The organism is Bacillus sp. EB V-12 (assembly GCF_056158125.1).
Genome location: NZ_JBUXJL010000003.1, coordinates 643203 through 666895 on the forward strand (window position 1 = coordinate 643203; position 23693 = coordinate 666895).

The window sequence follows — 23693 nt, forward strand, 5'->3', positions numbered from 1 at the left end:
TCTTGTAGCAAATAAAGCGCATTCTAACAAAGAACACTTCAGATATATAATCAAAATTTTTATGTTAACAATGGTAGTATGTATCTCCATATCCATAATTATTTTTAAAAAGGCAATTTGTGTTCAAAAAAGACTCCTATCATTCATACATAACAAAATAAAAGGCATTCTCAAAATTAACATCTTGAGAACGCCCTTTATTTCTAATCTTTTTGATAATGTAACAATTCTTTTGCTGTATGCTGATCGATAATTAATACATTTGCATACCCGCCACGTAACGCACCATCAATTGCTTTTATTTTTCTATTACCACCTGCAACTAAAATAGAGCGTTTCTTTAATTTCAGTTCCTCTAACTCAATTCCAATGGTACGCTTATTGATTTCTTCACTACTAATATTTCCGTCTCCATCAAAGAAACGTGAACAAATGTCACCGACCGATTGTTTTTTGAGTAAATTTGTTTCATCCTTATCGAAATAACCTAATCGGAATAATAGTGCTTCGTCTCGCACTGTTCCTACAGTGAAAATTGCAATATTCGCTTGTTTTCCCATTTCGATAATGTGATGAATATGTCGATCCTGCTCCACTAATTCTTTTGTCACTGCATTATCAAATATAACCGGAAGAGGTAGATTTCTTGGCGTCGTTTGAAAAGCATCTGCAAATAAAGCTATCGTCTCATTCGCATACGTATTTACACTTGAATGACTAATACCACCTTTTAGCTGGACAACCTCTACCCCTTTTACATGTTGCGGTACGATTTTTCTAGCGATTTCATACATAGTCATGCCCCAGCTTACACCAACAATATCACCGTTTTTAACTGTCTTTTCCATATACTCAGCAGCATATTTACTTATATACTCTGTAATCGTTGCATATTCCGGCACTGGAGAAAATACCACATGTGCCTCTAACAAGTTGTACTTTTCTTTCAGTAAATTCCCGACGTTATCTAAATCAGCAAATGGATCAGCGATGCTAATTTGAACAAACCCTTTTTCTTTCGCGTACTTTAACAATCTAGAAATCGTCGGTCTTGAAATATTTAATTTATTAGCAATTTCTTGCTGACTATAATCTGATTGATAATATAATCTTGCAACTTCAACGCTTAATTGTTGTTTATCTTTTTCCATAGTAACTCATTACAAATCCCTTCCTGTATTTCCCTTTCGTTACAAGCATTATACAGCTTTATGCAAAAAAATTCGACTACTGAATTTTATTTAACTGAACTTCTATTACGCTTATTATATATAATGAAATCGTTCAATAAGAAACATGAAACATCATCTAAAGACTACCTTTGCTAAAAACTATTCAAATACCCCTTATAAACAGAAGATACTGTTTATAAGGGGTATTTATTCAATTCAACTTTATAAAAATTGGATGGAAACAATGCAAGTTCTCACTTATTTAGAATAAGTGAAAAGATGATGTTTTATTTGTTCAATAAAATAATGATGGTGTATATTATCGTTAGATACTCGACTTGCCATAATAGCTCCCTCCATTGAAGATGCAAGAAAAGAAGCGAGCGATATAATGTCTATATCTTCTTTAAGTTCTTGTTTCTCTATTCCTTCCTTTATGAGAGAAGCCATTAACATTACTGTATCATCATAACCTTTTGCTGCTGCTTTTTGTAATTCTGGAAATACTCCAGTACTTTCAATGGCACTATTAAGTAATGGACAGCCTCCAGCAATAGGAGGATTATTAGCTGCATCTTGATATACAAGGAAAATTGCAAGGATTTTATCAATTGCTGTTTTTTTATTTTCCATTGCTTTATGAAAATGACTCCACATAATCTCACCACTTTTGTCGTAGGCAGCAAGGACAATTTCTTCTTTACTTTTGAATCTACGATAAATAGATCCTTTAGGTAGTTCAGTAGCTGTCATTATATCCTGGATGGATGTGCGAGTTATCCCATTAGTATTAAATAAATATAAAGATGTTTCAATAATTTTTTCTTTAACCTTATCAACTTTAGTCATGCTTTGTAATCCTCCTAATGAAAACGATCCTAATATTCTAGGTAATGTTTACCCTCTATTTTCTTAATTTTTTTGTAAGTATAAATAAGTTTGGAACAGAAATATCTTATCAATCCCTATCTTATGGAAACCTCAAACAATACAGTTTGAAAAGAAGTTAATCAAATTGTATTACCCACATAAATTAAGTGAATTTTCTGTTAAAACAACATGACCAATTGTTTAATTCAGTCATATTATACAACTAATTTTATCTAAAATTGTAGAGATGTAAAAATATATAGTTAATTTTAATGTATAGACATATGATTATTATATATAATTTTTATCAATATGTTTAGCTAAAGTGTTTGAACTACTCCCACTTTCACTTCATTCTATAAAAGATTAACCATTAATGATTACTGGAATTAAATTGTAACAAAGCAACTGAAATATAAATATATTTGCTTTTTTCCATTTTGATTTTGTTAATACTTTATAAAAAGGGTTTAAAAAACTAGAAACTTGTAGTATCATTAGATTTCGATTCAGACCGAACCGTCCGGTTTAGAATCTTATATAAATATATTTAGAAGGAGAGCGTTATGCAGAAAGAAAAATCAAAAATTATAGGTAATTTAATTATGGGGGCAATACAGTGAACTTTATAAAAATGAATAAAAAAGAAATCATTATGCTAATAATCTTTACACTGTTTGTACCATTTCAAATTGGCTTGTACATACTATTTGGCATATCACTTTTAGCTAATGTCAATTTAGTTGAATCAGAATTTGTTCTTAGTGCCATCGGTTTTACTGTACCTGCTATTGTAGGAATCATTTGCTTTAGGAAAGAAATTATTGAAAGTTTTACTTATTTTAAAGAGAAGACAATTTTGAAAATAGTAAGTATTCCTATGGTAGTTTTATTTACGTTAATTGTGGAACAGTGTGTTATGCATTTTCTAGCAACTGGTCAACCAGAGAACCAAGAGCAGCTCCTTGAAACGGGTACAAAGGTACCTCTTGTATTTACATTGCTTGTATTTGGTATTCTGGGTCCAATACTTGAAGAAATTGTGTTTCGCCACATATTAATAAATCGTTTTTCTTACCATATTGGTACTGCTATTGCATCTATCATTTCGATTATGATTTTTACACTTCTTCATACGAACCAACTTGCGGATATTGCTATTTATTTACCTGGATCGTTGATACTTACTGCGGCTTACCTTATTTCTAAAAGATCCATTGCATATGTTATAGCGATACATATGTTAAACAATTGCCTTGGTTTCATTCTGTAAGAAACCAGACTTGTTTCTGATGCCAAAAATATTCTATGTTTCTATCAAGCATTTTTGGCATCAGAACTACTTTTTCTATGGCATAAGAAAGCTAATCAAAAATTATAATATATTAGGAGAGTGTCAGTCATGATTGTAACAACGACTTCTGGAATTCAAGGTAAAGAGATTATTGAGTATATTGATATTGTAAATGGTGAAGCTATTATGGGTGCAAACATTGTACGCGATGTATTCGCCTCCGTTCGTGATGTTGTCGGTGGCCGTGCTGGTGCTTATGAAAGTAAGCTAAAAGAAGCCCGTGATATTGCGATGGACGAAATGAAAGAACTTGCAAAACAAAAAGGTGCGAACGCTATCGTTGGCATTGACGTAGATTACGAAGTTGTTCGTGATGGAATGTTAATGGTTGCTGTCAGTGGTACAGCTGTACGTATATAAGTAAATAAAAAGAGATATTAATAAATCATTGTACGTCGAAAAAACACAGTTTGAGTGTAAACTGTGTTTTTTTATATAGAGGCCCCATCCCATCACTATCAAGCTAAAAATTTTGTGTTAACTTGTACAAAATGTCCATTTTTTCGCTTTGGGGTAATTTTGAATCCTTAAGTTTATAGGCATGTTGCGTTACCCTAATACTGTACAACTTTTTTATAAACGGTTGTAAGTTTCTACGTTTTTGACCATTCTGTACAACGATAACTTTGGTTTATTGATTTCACCTGTAATCTGGTAGCCTATCCTCTGATACAATTTAATGGCAAGTTGGTTCTCTTTCTTTACTGTCAGAGAGCATTTTGAAAAGCCTTGCAGCGAAGCTTGCTCCTCTGCAAACTCAAGTAATCTGGTACCTATCCCTAGTCCTCGACTTTCGGGCAGTAAGGCAATTGTTCCGACGTGAAACTCGTCATCTTCTCCCTCCTTCAAGGTAAACATGGAATAAAGCATTTTGATATTCAGAATGTTATAAACAACAAACCCCAGCTTTCGGAACGAAAGCAGCTGTTTAAAAGTGGGCCAGGTAAGACGATTTAAAACGGGTATGGGATAGCAAGTAATCATCCCTAAAGTTTTCCCGTCCATTTGAGCTTCATAGGCGTATTGATGACTAAAACGGTTGTTCTCCTGCCGCCATAGCTTACAAAATGTCCAATCGACTGTGTTCTTCTCCTCAGATCCTGCAAGTGGAAACGCCATGTATTCCAATGCCATTACATTTAGCTGGGCGCCGACCATGGATTGATGAACAGCCTTTACAATAGAAATTTTATTCATTATCCTATTGCTCCTTTTCACTTTCTATATTATTAATATTAATTATCATGGATGTGAATCAGTTCACTCCCCTCTCAATTCATCCTTAGCTTTGAAACCATAATAAAATGTATTTAAAACAAGCTCTGCAGCAGATTTTTTAGCCACATTTCCTTCATGTACCTGTTCCCAAGTATGGAAAAGCAGAGCATAAAGGGTATTCAAAATCCATTCGCTACTAACCGTTTGCTGAAAGTAACCTCTTTGTTGTAACAGTTCAATAACGCGTCGTAAGGGTTCCCTCAGTTTCTCTTCTGCTTCACCTAATTCTTTGTTGTTAAATACAGATGCATCATGACCTAGAAAATAGATTTTGTCACCTAAAGGGATTAATGCTTCAATGAGTTCAGGGATATAGTTTTCGATTCTTTCCTCATCCAGTGGAATTTGATTTACAGTATCACTTACCAGTTGTATAGCCCGATGGCCCAAGAACAGCATCAATTTCTCCCTGCTTTCGACGTAGCGATGGAGCGTAGCAATTCCAATTCCCGCATATTCCGCAATTTCATTCATCGAAGCAGTAGGATTTTCAACAAGCAATATAGTAGCTGAATCAAGAATTGCATTAAATCTCGCTTCCTTAAACGCTGACAAGTCTTTCTTCATCGTCAATCTCTCCCTTTGTCTGTATAAAGTCGTCATTTTTGATAGATAAATATATCATTTGATATTATAATAAACAATCTCAAATAAAGTGTCCAGCTGCTGAATGTAGCTTTTCAAAAAGAATTATATTACTGAAACTGATAGCACTTTGAATGTTTCATTTTTATCATTCCATTACTTAGATAACGATGAAGAAATTCAATTCTTTAATGCAATAAATACAAAAGCTAAAAGAAATGGTACGCGTTACTTTCTGCATAAAGTTATCGGTTTACTTTAAAATTCACTTCCGGGTATTTGGTCATCAGCCTTTTAAGGGTGGAGCCGTCATCCTTCTGTTTTACATACTGGTCAAAAAATTCCAGGCTGAATTCGTTAATAATACGATGAACTTCCTTTGGATTTTCACCTGGGCTCTCCAACAGAGGTGAGAACAAATGTAAATCGGTAAAGCTTGTATGATCCGTATGAGGAATGACCATTGACATACCACCGCCAGCTAACCCGCGTCCGTATCGCTCCCTCACTTCAAAGGGATCTGCTTCATCAGGCTCTTCTGCACTCATAAGCAGAAATGGTTTTCCAATGCCACTTTCAGGCAAGATTTCACCATACAATGTACCATCCATATTGATAGCTGCTTTGACACGAGAATCTTTTGCAAGTATTTGTGCTGCGGTAGCTCCACCGTAAGAGTGGCCAAACATTCCAATTCGCGAGGTATCCAGTCTTCCTGTAAAGAAACCGGTCTCATCGTTTTCGTTAAGTTTCTCTATCTGATTAAGGACAAAGCTGACATCTTCCTCCCATAATTTTATGTGGCTATCTCCTTCATCAGTTAAATTGATGGGCTGTACGTAAGCAGTTCGACCACCTGGAAAGACGGTAGCTGCAGCATCAAAGGTATGATCGATACTTAGAACAATATATCCTTGACTAGCCAACTCCTCAACTTGAAACGTGTTTTGATTACGAAAACCATTAAAACCATGAGAGAAGAGTACTATGGGATAGTGATTCTCTGAGTCTGAGAGTTGTAAATCCATAAACGAATGAGACTTTACCAATTCCATGTGGCTGAATGCAAATGCAGGAATAGACAATGTTTTTTCCAATCCCTTGGAGAGCTCATTTATGTTACGAATATAAGGTTCTGGATCCCCCTTGCTTTTTTCAGCTGCAGGATACCAAATTTGCACCATCAGTTCGCGCCGATCGTTTGGATTTTTCGAATATGGTTCATTTCTCTGATGATCAACCCAATGATATAGCTTCGTACCGACCCTATGTGGACCAGTTGGTTCTTCAAATGAAAATACTGGCATAAGTAAGGGTAGCGCAACTGCTACAGACAAATAGATACATAGTAACGAAGTCTTAACTATGAATATACCCGAACTTCTAAAGCCCTTTTTCCGCCCAGTTAATAAATAGCATAAAATTAAGATAACTGGGGATACATATGCCGGAATCATCTGCCACCTAAAACCTTCTGCCAATAACTGAACTGTAACCATTACAACGGCAATCAAAGTAGCTAATTTAGACCACTTTTTCGTTTCTCTGCCTATTAACAGTATCCAACTCAATAGACTAAAATTCACTACTATCAAAACAACTTCCCAGAAATTCATTGGCCTATCTCCTTTGCATGCATTTTACTTCTAATTAAAGAGGTAGTTTTCAGCCTAAGCAAAAGCAGATGAAACACCTATATAGTTGCACCAATTATGCTTAGTAACCGTTTCATTCATTCTACTCCTTTATTCAAATTAAAAACTTAAAATGCCCAGCTACCTTTACGGAAAATTGGTTCCACAGTTCCATCTGGTAGAATACCGTCAATGTCCATCTCACTGCTGCCAATCATAAAGTCCTCATGTGTTACTGAAATATTTGCCCATAACGTTTCAAGCTGATCGTTTTCTAAATCTCTTCCATCCTCTAAGCAAGTTGGATAAGCTTTACCAATCGCTAAATGGTTCGATGCATTTTCATCAAACAATGTATTAAAATATAAAATTCCCGATGCTGAAATTGGTGATTCATGTGGTACAAGTGCTACTTCACCTAAATAGCAAGAGCCTTCATCCACATTAATAAGCTCCTGTAATAAATCATGTCCTACCTGTGCTTCAGCTTTAACAATTTTTCCTTCTTCAAATGTCAGTTTAAAGCCATCGATAATATTTCCTTGATAAACTAATGGTTTTGTATTGCTTACATAGCCATTTACACCTTGTTTCATCGGTAACGTATAAACCTCTTCTGTCGGCATATTAGCCATAAAGATAGTATCATCAGGAGTTTTACCACCTCCAGTAACCCATTTATGCTGTGGTGCTAATGCAATTGTTAAATCAGTACCTGGCGCTGTATAGTGAAGCTTCATATATTTTTTATTGTTCAGTAGGACCGCACGAGATTCTAAATTTGTTACATGTTCACACCATTTTTCAATAGCACTGCCTTCACCAATACGAACAGCTTTAAAAATAGCCTCCCATAATGCTGGTACTTGATCCTCAGTTGCTAAATCCGGGAACACCTTCGATGCCCACTTTGGTGAAGGAACTGCTACCATCGACCAAGCTATTGAATCCTTCATTACGGCGTTGCGATTGTTTCTCAGAGCAGCTCCTGCTACCTTTTGATAGGTAGCTAGACGATCAGATGAAATACCTGTAAATTTATCAGGATCTGCAGCATCTATCATTAATAGTGCTCCTTTACGTTCGATCAGCTCATCATTCATTTTGACTATCCACTCTGGGAAGCGATTAAATTCTTCATCTGAGGCATAATCAAAGTACGCACGTTCCATTTCTTCATCCGAAAAATTAACATGAACACGCGCTGCCCCAGCCTTATAAGCCTCTTTGACAACTATACGGGCGAAATCCAGTGCAACTACTGATGTATTGACTAATAAGTATTGCCCTGGTTGAATATTGACACCGATTTTCACCGTAAGTTCTGCATATGCTTGTAATTTTTCTTCAAAAGTCATATTATTTACCTCGCTTTTATCAAATTGGTTTTGAATTCCCCTCACTAACCTGCTTTCATACCATACTTTCTAAACTTTGATTCAATTAATATTGGTTTGTTTTTCAAAAAATCTAATCGAAGGTATCAAACACTACATCAAATTATAGAGTTCTTTATTGTGAAAGCTCACTCATTTCTTCCCAATCTTTTCAATGCTGCTGCACCTAAAGGTTTACCATCAATGGGGCGTTTAACATTCTCAATCACTTCTTTATCTTTACAAAAGTATTTTTGATAGATAAATATATCATTTGACATAAGATTAAATCATTTTAAACGAATTATCAAGTCGTAAAATTTAATTTTTAAAAAATTCGGTAAAAAAACTATATGAACATGGATTCTATCAAAGGGAGCGATAACGAAAAGATTTTTACGCACACATGGATAAAACACATGACAAACTTATATATAATTGCAAGTTCAACCCTTACAAAAAACAGGATAAAAAAATAAACAGCAGAACTAGTCCACTGTTTACTTTGCCACACCTTCATGTAATTTTTCTGTATAATCCTTTACATCTTTCCAGCTATCTTTCGCTGTATGTAAATCTTCTTTTATAAACGTAAACTCTTCCGGACTAATTCCTTTTACGTTTTGTAGTAAATTATTATATTTTGCACCTACTGTATACCATTGATTTGATATGTTTTGTAGTGCTGTAATTGCTGCATCAATTGTTTCTGTCATGTTTGTTGTTTTATTTTTTACATCAGTCAAAATTACGACTTCTGCTTGTGCTCCTGAAATTCTATCTTTTAAATTGGCGATTTCTCTTTCTGCATTTGCGATATCTTTTTTCGCAACCGCAATCATCGGCCCGCCAGCAAGACATGTTATTAGAGCTACGCAAAGTACGCCACCAGCAATGACCATATCATTACTCTTTTTAATCGAATCGTTATATGTATTTATTTGTTGCTCTAGAGCTGGAATACCAGCATTCGTACTTGCCAATATCGATGTTAACTGATTTGTATCCTCTTTGAAACTATTTGTATCTTTCGCCATTCTATCGCGAAAAGCTTTCAAATTTCCTAATAATCCATCTACCTCATTTTGATTCTTTACAATATCCGCATACAACTTTTCTAAATCCGCTTTTAATTTTCCGCTATCCTTTTGATCAATCGCTATTAACATGTCATTATAATACGATTGAAAAGTATTATTGTAATTTATAATATTTTGATCTGTTTTCATAATTTGAGGCTTCATATTATTTAACCAATATGCCGCATTAATTTTTGCATCTCTTTGATGCTGAATCATATTCCCTTTAAATTCACTATTAATCGAACTTATTTTACTTAAATCCGTCTCTTGTTGATTTTGAATTAATTTTGCATATGAATCCATTGCAAATATGCTTGATGTCGTTTGTGCCATTACATCTTGGAATCCTGCTGGTCCAAGAGAATAGTTTTTCACATTTTCTTGTAGCACCGTTACATTTTGTTCTGCTGCAAAAGGATGTAAAGGAAATGCGTTACTCGTTGCCACCCCAGCAATCATTACCGCTAAAAGACATTTTTTATAAAATCGTTTCTGCATATTTTTCACCTATTCTCTTTATAAGGATATCAAAAGCTCCTGCTCACAACTGAACAGGAGCTTCAAATCATTCATCAACACTTAACGCCCTAACGATTCGTATTCGATTATGCTTTTTTCGTATCTACTACTTTAATATCTTCAGCATAAATCTTTTCTGCATAGTCTTTAATGTTTTTCCAGCTATCTTTCGCAATGTTTAAATCTTCTTTAATGAAAACAAGATCGTTTGGACTAATTGAATCCACATTTTGAAGTAAAGAATTGTATTTTGATCCCATTGTATACCATTGGTTTGAAATGTTTTGCAACGCTGTAATTGCAGTATCAATCGTATTTGTTAAATACTCAGTTTGTGTTTTAATGTTCGTTAACCCAGCTACTTCTAATTGAGCAGTTGTAATTTGTCCAGTTATTTTTTGAATTTCAGCTTGTGCATTATCAAGTTCTTTCTTCGCTAATACGATACCAGCTGTACCACCGCCTACAGCTGCTGCACCACCTGCAATTAATGCGACTCCTAGCGGTGTTCCTGCGCCCGTAGCAATAACTACTGCACCACCAATAATTGCAATTGGTCCTAGAGCTGTCGCAACAGATGAACCGATAATAATTGCATTATATTTACTAATTGCTTCATTGTACGTTGTAATTTGATTTTGCAGAAGTGGAATTCCTGCATCTTGACTAGCTAATATAGATGTAATTTGATTTGCATCACTCTTGAAGTTTTGCGTATCCGACGTCATTTTATTTCGGAATTTCTTTAAGTCTTCTACTAACTGATCCACTTGTGCTTTATTTTCATTAATACTACTTGATAATCTAGTTAGGCCTTTCGTAAGAGTCGCTTTATCTTTTGCATCTACCGCAGCAACTAAAGTATCATAATAGTTTTGGAATTTCGTATTGTAGTTAATGATGTTTTGATTCGTTGAAATAAGCTGTGGCTTTAATACATCTAACCATTGCTTCGCATTTCCTCTAGCTGTATCTTGGTGCTGAATCACTTTTCCTTTTAAAGCTGCATCAACAGTCGATACATTTCCAAAGTTAACATTACCTTGTTTAATAATTGTTAAAGCATACAGATCCATTACTAAAGCATTTGAACCTGTTCTTTCCATTGCATCTTTCAAGCCTTCTGGTCCTAATGAATATTCTTCATAGTCATTATAAGCTTTTGCTACCGCATGAACTGGAGCTTGTTTCACTGTACTTTCAGCTGCATACGTATGAGCCGGCATAATATTTCCTGCTGCAAATACTGCCATCAGTGCTGATAGAGCCATTACTTTATAAGGTTTTTTTGTCATTTTTCTTCTCTCCCTATATCGCTAATTATTTTTCTGTTTAATGTACTTCAACGTTTGTAACGTAATCTTCAAATTGATTTGTTTGCTTATTCATTTCATCACTTACTTTTTTAATTTGATTAAAATGTTTTTGAAGTAAACTACTGTCTATATACGTGCCTTCTTCAACATTTGTTTGAATTTGAATCATATTATTATTTAAAACTTTCCAATCCGTTAATAACGTTTCTAAAGTTGTAATTTGACGATCAATTAATTCTGTAAAGCTATTTACTTGATCTTCAACGAATGTAATTTGAGTCGCCTCTGCTTCAGTTTGTGATAACTTTTGAATAAGTGGCAATAACTCTTTTTGCTTTTGTTGAATACGAAGAGCTGCTTCTCTCGTTTGACTATCTGCGGCATTTACAATTTCATTACTTAAAGTACCGATAGAAACAAAATCGATTGTTTTCGTTTGTGCAGTTTGATTTGTGATTGTAAATACTTGTTTACCGATATTAATAGAACCTTTAATGATTTCTTGAGGTCTATTCAAAATAGTAGTTAGTTCAGCTTGAATTTCCCCTTGAATCCTTTTAATATCTTCTCTTAATTTCACAATATCTCCGCTTGATCCTTGCAGTGTTTTTATTGCTTCATCGGCTTTAATTGATAAGTTGTTACTATCTTTATCTAATACTGTTTTAAATCGATTTAACTCTAATAAATCTTGCTCCATACTCTCTTGGATGCTCTGTACTTGCAATTGTAATTTTCCATATGCACTCATAAAATCTGATTTTGCTTGCTGATCTTCATTTACGTTTCCTGCTAGTTCATAGAGCTTACTATAATAGCTATTGAATCTAGTGCTGTATCTCATCATCTCTTGATTTAAGTCAATTAGCTTCGGATTATATTCATCAATCCACTCTCGTACATTCGCCTTTGCAAACTTTTGATGATTCGTTAAGCTACTCATCGCATTTACCTTAATGTCTGGCTGTTGCAAAATAATTAATCCGTATGCTTGAATAAGCGGTGATTGTGATCCTAACATTCTAATTGAATTGGATAATGTATTTGGAGCAATTACATTTTGCGCATATACTGTTTTCACTTCCGTTTGCCCCTCCTTAGCGTAAGCGCTTACAGGAATGAAGCAACTCGTAGATACTGCTGTAACCAATAACCCTGTAATTAAAGTTTTTTTCACTTTAACTCCTCCTATGTATTAGCAACTATTACTATCGCATTTTATTATTCTATTTTCTTGCATATAATTTAAGATAGTTAAAATAGAGGACGTACTCACCGTGATTGACGTACGAACCATCTCTCCCAACTGTTATTGCCACAGTACTTACTTATTGTTATAAAACTTTTCATATGTGCTTAGTATGAATAACATTGCATAAATTTTCTATCGACCCTCATTTTCCACATCGATACAGTGAATATATTACATAAAAATATTATTCATTTTAAACTTAATAACGTAAGTAAATATGAAATTCCGTTTTGTTTTCATATAAGTTTTGTACTGTAAGGTCATTTAAACACAGCTGTTTATATATCGTAAAGAAGTATTTTCATTCCCTTTATTTTCAAGCTTTCATGTCCTTATTTCAAAATATAATCCGATTCGCTTTATCGATTGAAATATCTACATATCACAACAGAAAACACTACTTATAAATAACTAATAAAATTATATCAGTATAATTTTTAAGCCCATATGCAATTATGCATAGCATATACACAAAAAGGATAGCTTCATTTTCACAAAGCTATCCTTAAAAATCTTCTTATTTTTTCAAATGATATGGAACTGTCGTAATAACAACATTTCTTTTATAAAGTAAATACGCACGTATGAGTAAACTGGATTGATTATGAAGAATGTTATGCCAACCTTTTTTCGGAATGAACTGTGGTATAACGACCGTAACGCGGTAATTCGATTCACTTGCCTTATATTGCACTGTATCAATGAACTTCGTTAGCGGCTGAATAATACTTCTATAATGGGAATGTAATGTAACAAGCCTTACTTCAGGTTGCCACTTCTTCCATTTCTCTTCAAATTTCTTTTCCTCTTCTCTGTCAAAAGCAACATATACTGCGATAACTTGATCTGCCGAAAGAGATTTCGCATAGTTCAATGAATTTTCTACTACATGGGTCATACCTGCTACAGGAACGACAATTACATTCCCCTCAATTGGAATAAGAGGTTCGCAAGTTTTTAAACTTAATTGATCACCCACTGCATCATAATGCTTCTTAATTCGATGGAATAAGAAGATAATAACTGGTAAGAAAATAAGAATCGACCAAACTTGTGCAAATTTAGTTAAAAAGAACATGCTCATTACGATAAAACTAATAACTGCACCAATTAAATTAACCGTTAATCTTAAAGCCCATCCTTCAGGCTTTTCGCGAAGCCATTTTAATACCATCCCTGTTTGAGAAAGTGTAAATGGAATAAATACACCTACTGCATATAACGGAATTAAATGTTCTGTTTGTCCTTGGAAAGCTACAATTAAAATAATCGAAGCAACTCCAAGTATAATAATACCGTTTGAGTAACCTAGACGGTCTCCTCTAATCGTAAACATTCTCGGTATGAATTTATCTTTTGCAAGGTTAACCGCTAATAAAGGAAATGCAGAATAACCTGTATTAGCAGCGAGAATTAATATTAAAGCTGTTGTACCTTGTATGAAATAGTACATGAAATTACGTCCAAATGTTTGTTCAGCAATTTGAGAAACAACTGTTACTTCTTTACTCGGAGTCACTCCGTAATAATAAGCTAAAAATACAATTCCTGAAAATAACACAGCAAGTAATGCACCCATTGCAAGCAATGTTTTTGCAGCATTGTTTGGCGCAGGATCTTTAAAGTTCGGAATTGCATTTGAAATTGCTTCAACACCTGTTAAAGCAGAACTACCTGATGCAAATGCTCTTAGTAATAAAAATAAACTAATCCCTGCAACTGGTGTACCAATCGGCGCATGTAAAGTGGGTGAAACATGACCAGTTAAAATATTATATATGCCTACACCAATTAATATAAATAGTGCTAAAACGAATAAATAAACAGGATATGCTAAAACGGAAGCTGATTCCGTTACTCCCCTTAAATTTAATATCGTAATTAATATAACAAATATAACCGCAATAATTACGTTGTGTGCATGTAAGCTAGGAAACGCAGACGTAATTGCATCTGTACCAGCGGACACACTTACCGCAACAGTTAAAATATAGTCAACTAATAAAGATCCTCCAGCAATTAAGCCTGGATTCATCCCTAAATTTTCTTTTGATACAACATACGCTCCCCCGCCATGCGGATAAGCAAAAATAATTTGACGATAAGATAAAATAAGGGCTGTCAATAATACTAATACCCCAACAGCGATCGGAATGGAATACCAATAAGCGATCGCTCCAACACCTGCTAAAGCAATTAAAATTTGCTCTGGACCGTAAGCAACTGATGACAATGCGTCAGAAGATAAAATAGCTAAAGCTTTCGTTTTATTAAGCTTTTGTTCTCCAAGCTCCGTTGATTTTAACGGTCTTCCAATTAAAAATCTTTTAATAGATGAAACCAATGCTGTCCACTCTCCAATAATTTTGTACGAACTTTTCTGCTTGTTACAGCCAGTAAACTATTTCCTCAGAAAACAAAAAATGTCTACAAGCCATAGCGAAATAGACTTGTAGACATTATTTTTTTTGTCGCACAAGCTCCACCTTCCTTCTCAATATAACGCTTACGAGGTTAGCTGTCGGATTCGGGCCTATGAGTAGCCCTACCTTTTTTAAGGATTCACCCCATCGGATTATGTACTAATCCGTAAAAACGGGTCCCCCGTACCATGCGGTTTCAGCGATTTAGAAAATTGAAACTGTGGATTATAATACTCCTTTATTTTCAAAAAGTAAACAAAAATTTTCAATAAGAAAAAAATTAAAATGATTGTGCATAATCCACTGAGAAATATACATAATGAATACTAAAAAATCCGCAAAGGAGACCCATATGTCTAAAGAAAAGAAGCCTATTTTTTCCGATTCATATTTAGATGCAGTAGCAAATGAAATTAATCAGTTATATGGTAAACGTGAACAGGAAATAAATTTGACAGATAGAACGAAAAGAAATAAATAATTTGTCATACAAAAAAATAAAAAAGATAGCAATACACTTATATATTGCTATCTTTTTTATTTTTTCATACATCTAATTCTATTACAGATCTGTTAAAGGTCATCTCTTCATACACCTTTAAATTTTGATATATAGTGCCTAATAATGGTGCCGCTATAGAAAATTGCTCTGCTACATCCAGTAAATATCCTTGCAAGTGCTTCCCTTCAATAAACGAACCCTTCTCCATATCACGTTGCATCGATGACTTCATATCATACGAAATTTTATCAATTGTTTTCATATGTTCCTCGGCAATATTTTCCTTTACGGGAGCTCCTAATACTCTCATGATTTGTACAGATTCCTCAAATACATTACGGATAAAATCACGGCCGCCTTCACTTTCACGGATTGGTCCAATTGGTGCACGCATTAACGTTGTCACACCGGACATTACAGTAATAAATAAATATTTATGCCACATATCTTGCGTAATATTTTCACTTAAAACAAAACTAGATTTCGTACCTGCAAATGCTTTAGAAATATGCTTTACTCTCTCTGAATTTTGAGACTTAATTTCTCCAAACACAATTCTGTTGGCAGCGCTAGTTTGTACAATTTCTCCTTGATCGTTTAACGTCGTCTCGATAAAGCATAAACCGCCAATTACTTTTTCTTCGCCGAATTCTTTTTGTAATAGCGATAAATGAGCGATACCATTTAACAATGGAATGATTACAGTATTTTCGCCAACAAACGGCTTCAAATCTTGAATTGCCTCGTTTAAGTGATACGCTTTTGTTGAAAATAAAATGACATCAAATGGAGAAGTTCTCTCTTCTTTCGTTATTAATTTCGGTTGAAAGGAAAAATCCCCGTTAACACTTCGGATTACAAGTCCTCTTTCCTCTAATTGTTTTTTCCGTTTACTACGAACAAGAAATGTAACATCTGCTCCCTTTTCGACTAATCTGCCACCAAAAAATCCTCCGACTCCACCAGCGCCTAATACTAAAATCCGCATACAGCATCCCCCTTTTCAAAATAAAATTTTATAACTTTTAGTATACATAACATTATACATGTCCTCTGCTAAATAAGCTGAATTTTCACTCTCAATCGGGTATAAAACAGTGGTTATTTTCAAATAAATTTGGGCATGTTGTTTCTATAGCATATACGGAAAGGAAACAATGTAGATGGAGGCAATACAAGCAATTGAGGAAAAAGATGTAACAACAGCTATATTTCAATTTATATTCCCGTTTTCTTTTAAAACTGGATATGAACAAAATATGTTCCCTTTCTTACAAAAAAACGATTTTCGTCCTTTTCGGCTCGATCATCTCGATGATGAAAATACATATTATGGGGAGTTTAAAGTTTCACATCAAAATATGGAAGCATACTATCTTTCATTTACCAATAAAATTCTCTTTCCTCACTCAGAGCATCAAAAGGGCTTGCAACGTTATTCAAAGGACCTTAACTTAACTGGACATTTAACAACAAACCTTATTTCAATCCCATTCAAGATACACTCTATTGATGTAACACTTTGTCCTTATGAACTTGGCTTCTTAACAATTCGAACAGAAGTAAACACTGCTCCAAACATGACTTTATCTGAAGCAATCGAATTCGCTGCTCGCTTCCGTGTACTTGAAACTAAAAATGATACAAATGAGACTATTTGTATTGAATGTAACGGAAAAAAGTATTCCCAAGTTGAAAAATTCATTTTTGGTTATTTATTTCATGGTGTAACTGATTTCTTTGAAAAGAAGAGATTAAGAAGTTCATACTTTCAAACCTTCCCTTTCTTCGAAGACCAAAGAATGTACGTCCAAACTTTATTGTCACTAAAAGAAGGTATGGAACTTAATGAAGTGGATGTTTATCGTACTTCTAGTCTTTCCGGATTAACAAGTGATGGTAAGCCATATGTGAGTGCAAATAACCTTCCTTACATTCATGACTATTTAAAAAAACACGCTTACCAGAGATGGGCTCCAAATCGTTATTTCATAATGGAAGAACATATTTTTACATGTGTAACAAATGAAGGAGAACGCGAAATCGCTAAACTTGCTAGTCAAATGTACGGGGAATTTTATTACGCTTTATTATTAAACCTATTCCATAAAATTGTTTTATTAAAAATGGCGAACGCCTATGCTGAGCTAAATATTGAACAAGATACTAATGAAATAGAGAAATTAATTTATTCGATCAATTCGTTCACTGCTAATTATTTTTCTTTAGAATTAGTATCCCAATCACAGAGTGAAGATATTTTCTTTCGTTTAAGAAAACTTTTTAATATTGAGGTTCTATACTCGAACGCGAAACAAAATCTTGATAGTTTGTTTAAATATCAAGAAAATGTCGCCTCTAAAAAAGATAGCCTCTTATTATTAATTTTAACGCTCTACTCTGTAGTGGGCCAAATGTTAGGGTTTACTATGATTGACCTTTTAAGAAACACCGATTCAAACAAAATATCGTCACCTCTTGAATTTTTCGCTCTATTAATTGCGATTAGCGGCATTGTCATTTCACTTATTTTAGGAGCTCAAAGTTTATACCAATGGGGTTTACAGCATAAACGAAGAAAAGCTTGGGTAAAACAAACTGTACTTTCTGCCGTTAAAGAGAAAGAAGATAAAAATTAAAGAAGATTATTTTCAAATTCTTGGCCCGCTGCAGTAAGTGAATTTTTATCAGCGATTTTCCCATTATATCGGCAACTCGAAATATATCAGCGATTTTTTTAATATATCGACTTACCGACAAATAACAGGACCTGATAATAAAAAAAGGGTGCTCCAAAATTAAACTTGGAGTACCCCTTTTATTATACGAATTCAGTTTACTTCCCTGCTTCGATTTGCTCTAATGCAGCAGCTACTTGCTCTTCCGTTAATTCATGTTGTATTACGTAGCGGTTACGTGGACTTACACGACATTCATGAGAACATGCACGTAAATATTTCGCTTCGTTTTCTTCAGAACATAAAATTTTCTTATTACATTCTGGATTTGAACAGTTTACATAGCGCTCACAAGGTTCACCTGTAAAGTGGTCTTTACCAACGATAACATGTTCTTTTTGGTTTACTGGTACAGCAATACGCTCATCGAACACGTAACATTGTCCATCCCAAAGCTCACCTTGTACCTCTGGGTCTTTTCCGTACGTTACAATTCCGCCGTGAAGCTGACTTACATCTTCATAGCCTTCACGAACTAACCAACCAGAAAACTTCTCACAACGAATTCCGCCTGTACAATAAGTTAAAATCTTTTTACCTTCAAGTACTTCTTTATTTTCACGAATCCAATCTGGTAATTCACGGAATGATTCGATATCAGGTTTAATCGCACCTTTGAAGTGACCTAAATCAAACTCATAATCATTTCGTGCATCAATGATAACTGTATCTTCTTGTTTCATTGCTTCATAAAAATCTTTTGGTTCTAAATACTTGCCAGTTATTTCGTGTGGGTTAATGTCATCTTCTAGACGAAGTGTAACTAACTCTGGACGAGGACGCACGTGCATTTTCTTGAATGCATGACCATCAGCTTCATCTATTTTAAATACAATACCGTCAAAACGTGGATCATTGTTCATTGCTTCCATGTATTTCTCTGTTTGTTCTACAGTTCCTGAACAAGTTCCGTTAATACCTTCTTTCGCTACAAGAATTCTTCCTTTTAATTCAAGTGAATTACAAAATTCTAAATGCTCTGCCGCGAATTCTTCTGGGTTTTCAATTGTTGTGTACATGTAATATAGTAATACTCTGTATGGTTTTGTAGTTGCCAATGTATTTCTACCACCTATCTAATTTTTAAAATCATGTATAAGTTAACGTTCATATCAAAACATATATAATAAGAAAATGAATCCCATTTTCTTTTCTTTATACTATTTTCTATCAGTTAACAAAAATAAAAAACAAGATTACACATCAAAACACTATGGTTATGTTGTAATCCCAATATATTATATATCATACAAATGCAATTCCATCAATTAATATGCTGGATTATCGGCTTTATGTTCACATAAATTTCAAAATTGACCCTTTAATTTATTATGTTTCCCCACGTCATCACACCATAAACTCCCAATTTATTTTACGTTATCACACCATCCATTGCATAAAGGCATATAATTTGCATTAAGGAAACTTTCGTGTTCAAATGAAATTATCATATAACATATTTAAATGTATTGAAATAATGAGTAAGAATAAATACAATAATTTCATCAAGTTAACATTTTAAAGGGGAAAACTACTATGAATAAAGATATAACAAAAGATGAACATCTCCCTTCTGAAAGTACAACTGTACAATCAGCTCATTTAGCTTTAAGTGGAGAAACAAAAGGCTGGAAAAGACTGTTACCATTTTTAGGGCCCGCTTTTATCGCGTCCGTTGCTTATATTGATCCTGGCAACTTTGCTACAAATATCGCAGCTGGTTCACAATATGGATATTTACTATTATGGGTTATACTCGCTTCTAACTTAATGGCTGTATTAATCCAAACTTTATCGGCTAAATTAGGAATTGCTACAGGAAACAATTTACCCGAAATAGCTCGTGAAAACTTTCCAAAGCCTGTGTCTATCGGCTTATGGATACAAGGTGAACTAGTTATTATGGCTACAGATTTAGCGGAATTTATTGGAGCTGCATTGGGGCTTTACTTACTATTTGGAATCCCCATGCTACCTGCCGCTTTAATTACAGCAGCCGGATCATTTATTATCCTTGAATTTCAACGTAGAGGATTTCGTCCACTAGAAGCTATTATTACAGGAATGATTTTCATTGTAGTAATTGCTTTTGGGATTCAAGTTTTTTATGCAAAACCAGAATTAAGTCCCCTTCTTTCAGGACTATTTATTCCAAAATTCCAAGGTGTAGACAGTATATTACTTGCAGCAGGGATTTTAGGTGCGACAGTTATGCCGCATGCAATATACTTGCATTCTGCATTAACACAACGCCGTGTGGTCGGAACAACTGACGAACAAAAGAAAAAGATTTTTCGTTTCGAATTTATCGATATTATTATTGCAATGGTTATTGCTGGAGCAATTAATGCAAGTATGTTAATTGTAGCAGCTGCACTATTTTTTAAAAATGGCTTGCACGTTGAAGATTTAGATGTTGCTTACACTCAATTTACCAATTTAGTAGGTCCTGTATCGGCTGCATTATTTGGGATTGGACTTTTATCAGCAGGACTATCTAGCTCTTCTGTCGGTACAATGTCGGGTGATATTATTATGCAAGGTTTCATTCGCATGCATATTCCGTTATATTTACGCCGATTTATTACAATGATTCCACCACTAGTAATTATCGCTTTAGGTGTAAATCCAACATACGCTCTAGTCATGAGCCAAGTCGTCTTATCATTCGGTATTGCATTTGCATTAGTGCCACTTATTATGTTTACAAGTAATAAAAAGATTATGGGTGCACTCGTTAACCACCGCATAACAACATTTATCGCATGGATAATTGCTGCTCTCGTTATCGTTTTAAATATCTTCTTACTGTATCAAACATTTGTAGGGTAATGAAAAAGGGTATTCCAATTTTAATTTGGAATACCCTTTTTGGATGAAATGATTTTCTTCTAGTTACCACTTATGTATGCCCCTCTTTCCGGCATCATCACACCATTTTCAGTTCGAAAGTAAAGTGGCAATCCTTCCGCAAAAAACATACTTACTTTGGACGGATCTTGCCTTTGATGATGAATATGTAAATGCGGCTCACTTGAACTTCCTGAGTTACCAACTTGCGCAAGAATATCCCCTTCATTTACACGTTGCCCTTCTTTTACTTTAATTGAGCCTTTCTTTAAATGACCAAGGAACAAAAATGTGCCCGTTTCATCTAGTCGTAAATAAATATGATTACCAGCCATTGACTGAAAATTATCCGATCCCGGAACTAAATCTTGTTCATTATTATTAATTGATACAACCGTCCCAGAAGCTGGCGCCATTACTTTTGCTCCATATATTCCGTAATCCTCTAACTTACTACTTTTCACTTCAGCAGGTGGAATGAGAATATCATATGCCCACCTTTCATTTGGTTTTATAACGTGATAGTTCGTTTCTAACCGATCACCACCCCAACCGATTAATGCTCGTTCCTTCAAAGGAAAACGAACTACTACTTTAGGACTCATAGATTGTATATCTGCTGGGTAAGCAATTCTACCTATATTAGCAAACCAACCGAAAGGCCAAGCTCCAATTATAGAAAACAGAATGATTAAAAATAGCGTTCTATCTATCCGCTTTCTAAAAATGCCTTTCCAAAAAAATATTATTATTGATCCTATTAAGAGAAAAACGGAAATTACACTAAAAGCCTGTATACTCCACCAAACAAAGACTGATGTAACACCATTAGCTACATAAACTAAGATCCAACTTATAATTAAAAAAGAAACTATAATTACTAATAAAAATTTCTTCCACATGTCGCATCCCTACTCTCATATCCTTTTTCTCAATGATACAAAGTAAAAATTACGACATATAAAAGAAATACTTACGACTTTCTTACTTTTTTATACTGCGGTAATTTCACAGTAAAAACTGTTTCTTTATCATTACTACGTACAGTGATATCCCCTTGATGGAGCTCGGCTATACTTTTTGAAATTGCAAGTCCTATTCCTTTACCGCCCGTATGAGAACTACGTGATTTTTCACTACGATAAAACTTCTCAAAAATGTAAGGAAGGTCCTCTTTCGGAATGCATTGTCCAAAATTTTTAATTTCTACTTCAACATTCATTGTTTTATTGAAAATTTCAATTGCAATTCCCTTTCCATCTCTCCCGTACATAATACTATTACCTATTACATTTTCAAATAGTCTCACTATAAGTGTCACATCAACTTCTACATGTAGCACTTCATCACTTTTAATATAAAAGCTCATATTGGCATCATCTAATTGTGGTACAAAGTCAATCATGATTTGTTCAATTAATGCTTTCATATCTACTTCATCTTTATGTAATTCAATCTCTCTATAATTTATTTGACAGTATTCTAATAAATCATCTACTTGATTTTTTAATTCATAACTTTTTCGCTTTAATATACTTACATACTGTTCACATTCTTCTCCATTCGAATGAAGTTTATTTCCTAACAGGTCCGCATAACCGATTAAAGATGTTACTGGCGTTCGTAAGTCATGAGAAATATTACTAATCATTTCATTTTTCATTTCCTGTGATTTTTTTTCATTCTCGATAGACTCTTTTAAACTTTTCGCCATTCTATTAACATTTGCCGCTAGTTCACCAATCTCGTCATTTTTCAAAATAGGTATATGTATTTCAAAATTACCGTCACTTATTTCCTTCACGTTCTTTTTAATTTGAGACAACCTTTTCATCAGTGTTTTTGTCATTAATGCAAAGTATGTTGTAGTAAAAATCAAAAAAACTATAAAATATAAAAATGAATATTTTTCCTCTAAAACATTAACCTGACTATATATATTTCCAACCAAAATTTGAAACACTATTATACTTACAGTCGCTAACAAGATGCTACATATGAATGCGATAAAAAACTTAGCTCTAATGCCTTGTAATGATTTAATCTTCAATTTTATATCCGACTCCCCAAACATTTTGTATAAACTTCGGTTCTTTTGGATTCTCTTCAATTTTATTTCTCAATCTTGCAATATGAACCATTACTGTATTATTACTTTCATAGGCTCTTTCGTTCCAAACGCTCTCATATATTTCTTCAATTGTGAACACACGATTCCTTGCAGCTGCCATTAAGTGTAAAATATCATATTCAGTTTTCGTAAGATTGATTCTCTCTCCATATAACATTACTGTTCTCGACACTTCATCTATTTCTAAACCTCTAATATTTATTTTCTTTTCCATTACTTGGGGAGCATTTTGATTGAAATATGTATACCTTCTTAATTGAGCTTTCACTCTTGCTATAAATTCAATTGTACTGAACGGCTTCACAATATAATCATCTGCCCCAGTACTAAATCCAATTACCTTATCTACATCCGATGATTTCGCGCTTAAAAACATAATTGGTAAACTATGTTTCTCTCTAATCCTTCTACAAAGTTCTATACCATCCATTTGAGGCATCATAATATCCAAAATAGCAAGTTGAATACTGTTATTATTTATTATTTCTAAAGCCTCTTCTCCGTTATGAGCACTAAAAACTTTAAAACCTTCTTGTTTTAAATTCACATTAATAAATTGAATAATATCTTTATCGTCATCTACAATTAATATCGAATTTTTTTCCATTTCC

General features: G+C 34.0%; 21 protein-coding genes and 1 riboswitch. Of the genes, 5 read left to right on the forward strand and 16 right to left on the reverse strand.

The window, feature by feature from the left end; genetic code table 11:
* Positions 1 to 203 precede the first annotated feature (203 nt).
* Entirely contained in the window at positions 204 to 1151 is a 948-nt protein-coding gene (locus tag ACZDYH_RS14830) for a sugar-binding transcriptional regulator (RefSeq protein WP_000409780.1), read from the reverse strand.
* 279 nt (positions 1152 to 1430) lie between these two features.
* Positions 1431 to 2021: a TetR/AcrR family transcriptional regulator gene (locus tag ACZDYH_RS14835; protein ID WP_152121338.1), complete on the reverse strand. Its 591-nt coding sequence runs from the start codon at positions 2019 to 2021 to the stop codon at positions 1431 to 1433.
* Between the two features lie 640 nt (positions 2022 to 2661).
* Between ACZDYH_RS14835 and ACZDYH_RS14840 the strand changes: the two genes are divergently transcribed.
* On the forward strand, positions 2662 to 3315 hold the full coding sequence (locus tag ACZDYH_RS14840) for a CPBP family intramembrane glutamic endopeptidase (RefSeq protein WP_049107648.1): 654 nt from the start codon (positions 2662 to 2664) through the stop codon (positions 3313 to 3315).
* A 129-nt stretch (positions 3316 to 3444) separates the two neighbouring features.
* On the forward strand, positions 3445 to 3756 hold the full coding sequence (locus tag ACZDYH_RS14845) for a heavy metal-binding domain-containing protein (protein ID WP_000637514.1): 312 nt from the start codon (positions 3445 to 3447) through the stop codon (positions 3754 to 3756).
* Between the two features lie 213 nt (positions 3757 to 3969).
* Here ACZDYH_RS14845 and ACZDYH_RS14850 read toward each other — a convergent pair whose 3' ends face one another.
* The 9 genes from ACZDYH_RS14850 to ACZDYH_RS14890 all read right to left on the reverse strand — a co-directional run bounded on the left by ACZDYH_RS14850 (position 3970) and on the right by ACZDYH_RS14890 (position 14782).
* Complete coding sequence (locus ACZDYH_RS14850) at positions 3970 to 4593, reverse strand: GNAT family N-acetyltransferase (protein WP_049107649.1); 624 nt, start codon at positions 4591 to 4593, stop codon at positions 3970 to 3972.
* A 63-nt stretch (positions 4594 to 4656) separates the two neighbouring features.
* Positions 4657 to 5241: a TetR/AcrR family transcriptional regulator gene (locus ACZDYH_RS14855; RefSeq protein ID WP_474886499.1), complete on the reverse strand. Its 585-nt coding sequence runs from the start codon at positions 5239 to 5241 to the stop codon at positions 4657 to 4659.
* Positions 5242 to 5504: 263 nt separating this feature from the next.
* Positions 5505 to 6875 (reverse strand): alpha/beta hydrolase family protein, encoded by a 1371-nt coding sequence (locus tag ACZDYH_RS14860; protein WP_474886502.1) that lies wholly within the window; start codon positions 6873 to 6875, stop codon positions 5505 to 5507.
* Between the two features lie 146 nt (positions 6876 to 7021).
* Positions 7022 to 8251, reverse strand: a complete 1230-nt coding sequence (locus ACZDYH_RS14865; RefSeq protein WP_474886509.1) for an aminopeptidase — start codon at positions 8249 to 8251, stop codon at positions 7022 to 7024.
* A 167-nt stretch (positions 8252 to 8418) separates the two neighbouring features.
* Positions 8419 to 8550: a hypothetical protein gene (locus ACZDYH_RS14870; protein ID WP_257790052.1), complete on the reverse strand. Its 132-nt coding sequence runs from the start codon at positions 8548 to 8550 to the stop codon at positions 8419 to 8421.
* A 219-nt stretch (positions 8551 to 8769) separates the two neighbouring features.
* A complete protein-coding gene (gene nheC, locus ACZDYH_RS14875) occupies positions 8770 to 9849 on the reverse strand; it encodes a non-hemolytic enterotoxin NHE subunit C (protein WP_001171992.1) in 1080 nt (359 codons plus the stop codon).
* Between the two features lie 107 nt (positions 9850 to 9956).
* Positions 9957 to 11165, reverse strand: a complete 1209-nt coding sequence (gene nheB / locus ACZDYH_RS14880; RefSeq protein ID WP_061113361.1) for a non-hemolytic enterotoxin NHE subunit B — start codon at positions 11163 to 11165, stop codon at positions 9957 to 9959.
* Positions 11166 to 11202: 37 nt separating this feature from the next.
* Positions 11203 to 12363: a non-hemolytic enterotoxin NHE subunit A gene (gene nheA / locus ACZDYH_RS14885; RefSeq protein WP_474886512.1), complete on the reverse strand. Its 1161-nt coding sequence runs from the start codon at positions 12361 to 12363 to the stop codon at positions 11203 to 11205.
* A gap of 592 nt (positions 12364 to 12955) precedes the next feature.
* Positions 12956 to 14782: an APC family permease gene (locus tag ACZDYH_RS14890; protein WP_000254887.1), complete on the reverse strand. Its 1827-nt coding sequence runs from the start codon at positions 14780 to 14782 to the stop codon at positions 12956 to 12958.
* Positions 14783 to 14926: 144 nt separating this feature from the next.
* A riboswitch (cyclic di-AMP (ydaO/yuaA leader) is annotated at positions 14927 to 15073 on the reverse strand.
* A gap of 140 nt (positions 15074 to 15213) precedes the next feature.
* Between ACZDYH_RS14890 and ACZDYH_RS14895 the strand changes: the two genes are divergently transcribed.
* Positions 15214 to 15342: a hypothetical protein gene (locus ACZDYH_RS14895; RefSeq protein WP_000031873.1), complete on the forward strand. Its 129-nt coding sequence runs from the start codon at positions 15214 to 15216 to the stop codon at positions 15340 to 15342.
* Positions 15343 to 15406: 64 nt separating this feature from the next.
* Here the strand turns inward: ACZDYH_RS14895 and panE are convergent, their stop codons facing one another.
* Positions 15407 to 16351, reverse strand: a complete 945-nt coding sequence (gene panE / locus ACZDYH_RS14900; RefSeq protein WP_474886514.1) for a 2-dehydropantoate 2-reductase — start codon at positions 16349 to 16351, stop codon at positions 15407 to 15409.
* A gap of 175 nt (positions 16352 to 16526) precedes the next feature.
* Between panE and ACZDYH_RS14905 the strand changes: the two genes are divergently transcribed.
* Positions 16527 to 18002, forward strand: a complete 1476-nt coding sequence (locus ACZDYH_RS14905) for a hypothetical protein (RefSeq protein WP_088859462.1) — start codon at positions 16527 to 16529, stop codon at positions 18000 to 18002.
* A gap of 197 nt (positions 18003 to 18199) precedes the next feature.
* Here the strand turns inward: ACZDYH_RS14905 and trhO are convergent, their stop codons facing one another.
* Positions 18200 to 19159: an oxygen-dependent tRNA uridine(34) hydroxylase TrhO gene (gene trhO / locus ACZDYH_RS14910; protein WP_000246231.1), complete on the reverse strand. Its 960-nt coding sequence runs from the start codon at positions 19157 to 19159 to the stop codon at positions 18200 to 18202.
* Positions 19160 to 19637: 478 nt separating this feature from the next.
* Here trhO and ACZDYH_RS14915 point away from each other — a divergent pair, with 478 nt between their 5' ends.
* Positions 19638 to 20933, forward strand: a complete 1296-nt coding sequence (locus ACZDYH_RS14915; RefSeq protein WP_001030679.1) for an Nramp family divalent metal transporter — start codon at positions 19638 to 19640, stop codon at positions 20931 to 20933.
* Positions 20934 to 20992: 59 nt separating this feature from the next.
* Here the strand turns inward: ACZDYH_RS14915 and ACZDYH_RS14920 are convergent, their stop codons facing one another.
* The 3 genes from ACZDYH_RS14920 to ACZDYH_RS14930 all read right to left on the reverse strand — a co-directional run bounded on the left by ACZDYH_RS14920 (position 20993) and on the right by ACZDYH_RS14930 (position 23689).
* Positions 20993 to 21853, reverse strand: coding sequence for a M23 family metallopeptidase (locus tag ACZDYH_RS14920; RefSeq protein ID WP_000265538.1), 861 nt, complete (start codon positions 21851 to 21853; stop codon positions 20993 to 20995).
* Between the two features lie 71 nt (positions 21854 to 21924).
* Positions 21925 to 23025, reverse strand: coding sequence for a sensor histidine kinase (locus tag ACZDYH_RS14925; RefSeq protein WP_474886516.1), 1101 nt, complete (start codon positions 23023 to 23025; stop codon positions 21925 to 21927).
* Complete coding sequence (locus ACZDYH_RS14930) at positions 22991 to 23689, reverse strand: response regulator transcription factor (protein WP_000414517.1); 699 nt, start codon at positions 23687 to 23689, stop codon at positions 22991 to 22993. The genes ACZDYH_RS14925 and ACZDYH_RS14930 overlap by 35 nt, the downstream gene beginning before the upstream one ends.
* Positions 23690 to 23693 lie beyond the last annotated feature (4 nt).

Coding starts and splice junctions, on each gene's coding strand:
- ACZDYH_RS14860 (WP_474886502.1), bottom strand. CDS start 6,875: ATGAATTTCTGGGAAGTTGTTTTGATAGTAGTGAATTTTAGTCTATTG.
- ACZDYH_RS14830 (WP_000409780.1), bottom strand. CDS start 1,151: ATGGAAAAAGATAAACAACAATTAAGCGTTGAAGTTGCAAGATTATAT.
- panE (WP_474886514.1), bottom strand. CDS start 16,351: ATGCGGATTTTAGTATTAGGCGCTGGTGGAGTCGGAGGATTTTTTGGT.
- ACZDYH_RS14850 (WP_049107649.1), bottom strand. CDS start 4,593: ATGAATAAAATTTCTATTGTAAAGGCTGTTCATCAATCCATGGTCGGC.
- nheC (WP_001171992.1), bottom strand. CDS start 9,849: ATGCAGAAACGATTTTATAAAAAATGTCTTTTAGCGGTAATGATTGCT.
- ACZDYH_RS14855 (WP_474886499.1), bottom strand. CDS start 5,241: ATGAAGAAAGACTTGTCAGCGTTTAAGGAAGCGAGATTTAATGCAATT.
- ACZDYH_RS14845 (WP_000637514.1), top strand. CDS start 3,445: ATGATTGTAACAACGACTTCTGGAATTCAAGGTAAAGAGATTATTGAG.
- nheB (WP_061113361.1), bottom strand. CDS start 11,165: ATGACAAAAAAACCTTATAAAGTAATGGCTCTATCAGCACTGATGGCA.
- ACZDYH_RS14920 (WP_000265538.1), bottom strand. CDS start 21,853: ATGTGGAAGAAATTTTTATTAGTAATTATAGTTTCTTTTTTAATTATA.
- ACZDYH_RS14905 (WP_088859462.1), top strand. CDS start 16,527: ATGGAGGCAATACAAGCAATTGAGGAAAAAGATGTAACAACAGCTATA.
- ACZDYH_RS14835 (WP_152121338.1), bottom strand. CDS start 2,021: ATGACTAAAGTTGATAAGGTTAAAGAAAAAATTATTGAAACATCTTTA.
- ACZDYH_RS14915 (WP_001030679.1), top strand. CDS start 19,638: ATGAATAAAGATATAACAAAAGATGAACATCTCCCTTCTGAAAGTACA.
- ACZDYH_RS14895 (WP_000031873.1), top strand. CDS start 15,214: ATGTCTAAAGAAAAGAAGCCTATTTTTTCCGATTCATATTTAGATGCA.
- ACZDYH_RS14925 (WP_474886516.1), bottom strand. CDS start 23,025: ATGTTTGGGGAGTCGGATATAAAATTGAAGATTAAATCATTACAAGGC.
- ACZDYH_RS14870 (WP_257790052.1), bottom strand. CDS start 8,550: ATGTCAAATGATATATTTATCTATCAAAAATACTTTTGTAAAGATAAA.
- ACZDYH_RS14930 (WP_000414517.1), bottom strand. CDS start 23,689: ATGGAAAAAAATTCGATATTAATTGTAGATGACGATAAAGATATTATT.
- ACZDYH_RS14865 (WP_474886509.1), bottom strand. CDS start 8,251: ATGACTTTTGAAGAAAAATTACAAGCATATGCAGAACTTACGGTGAAA.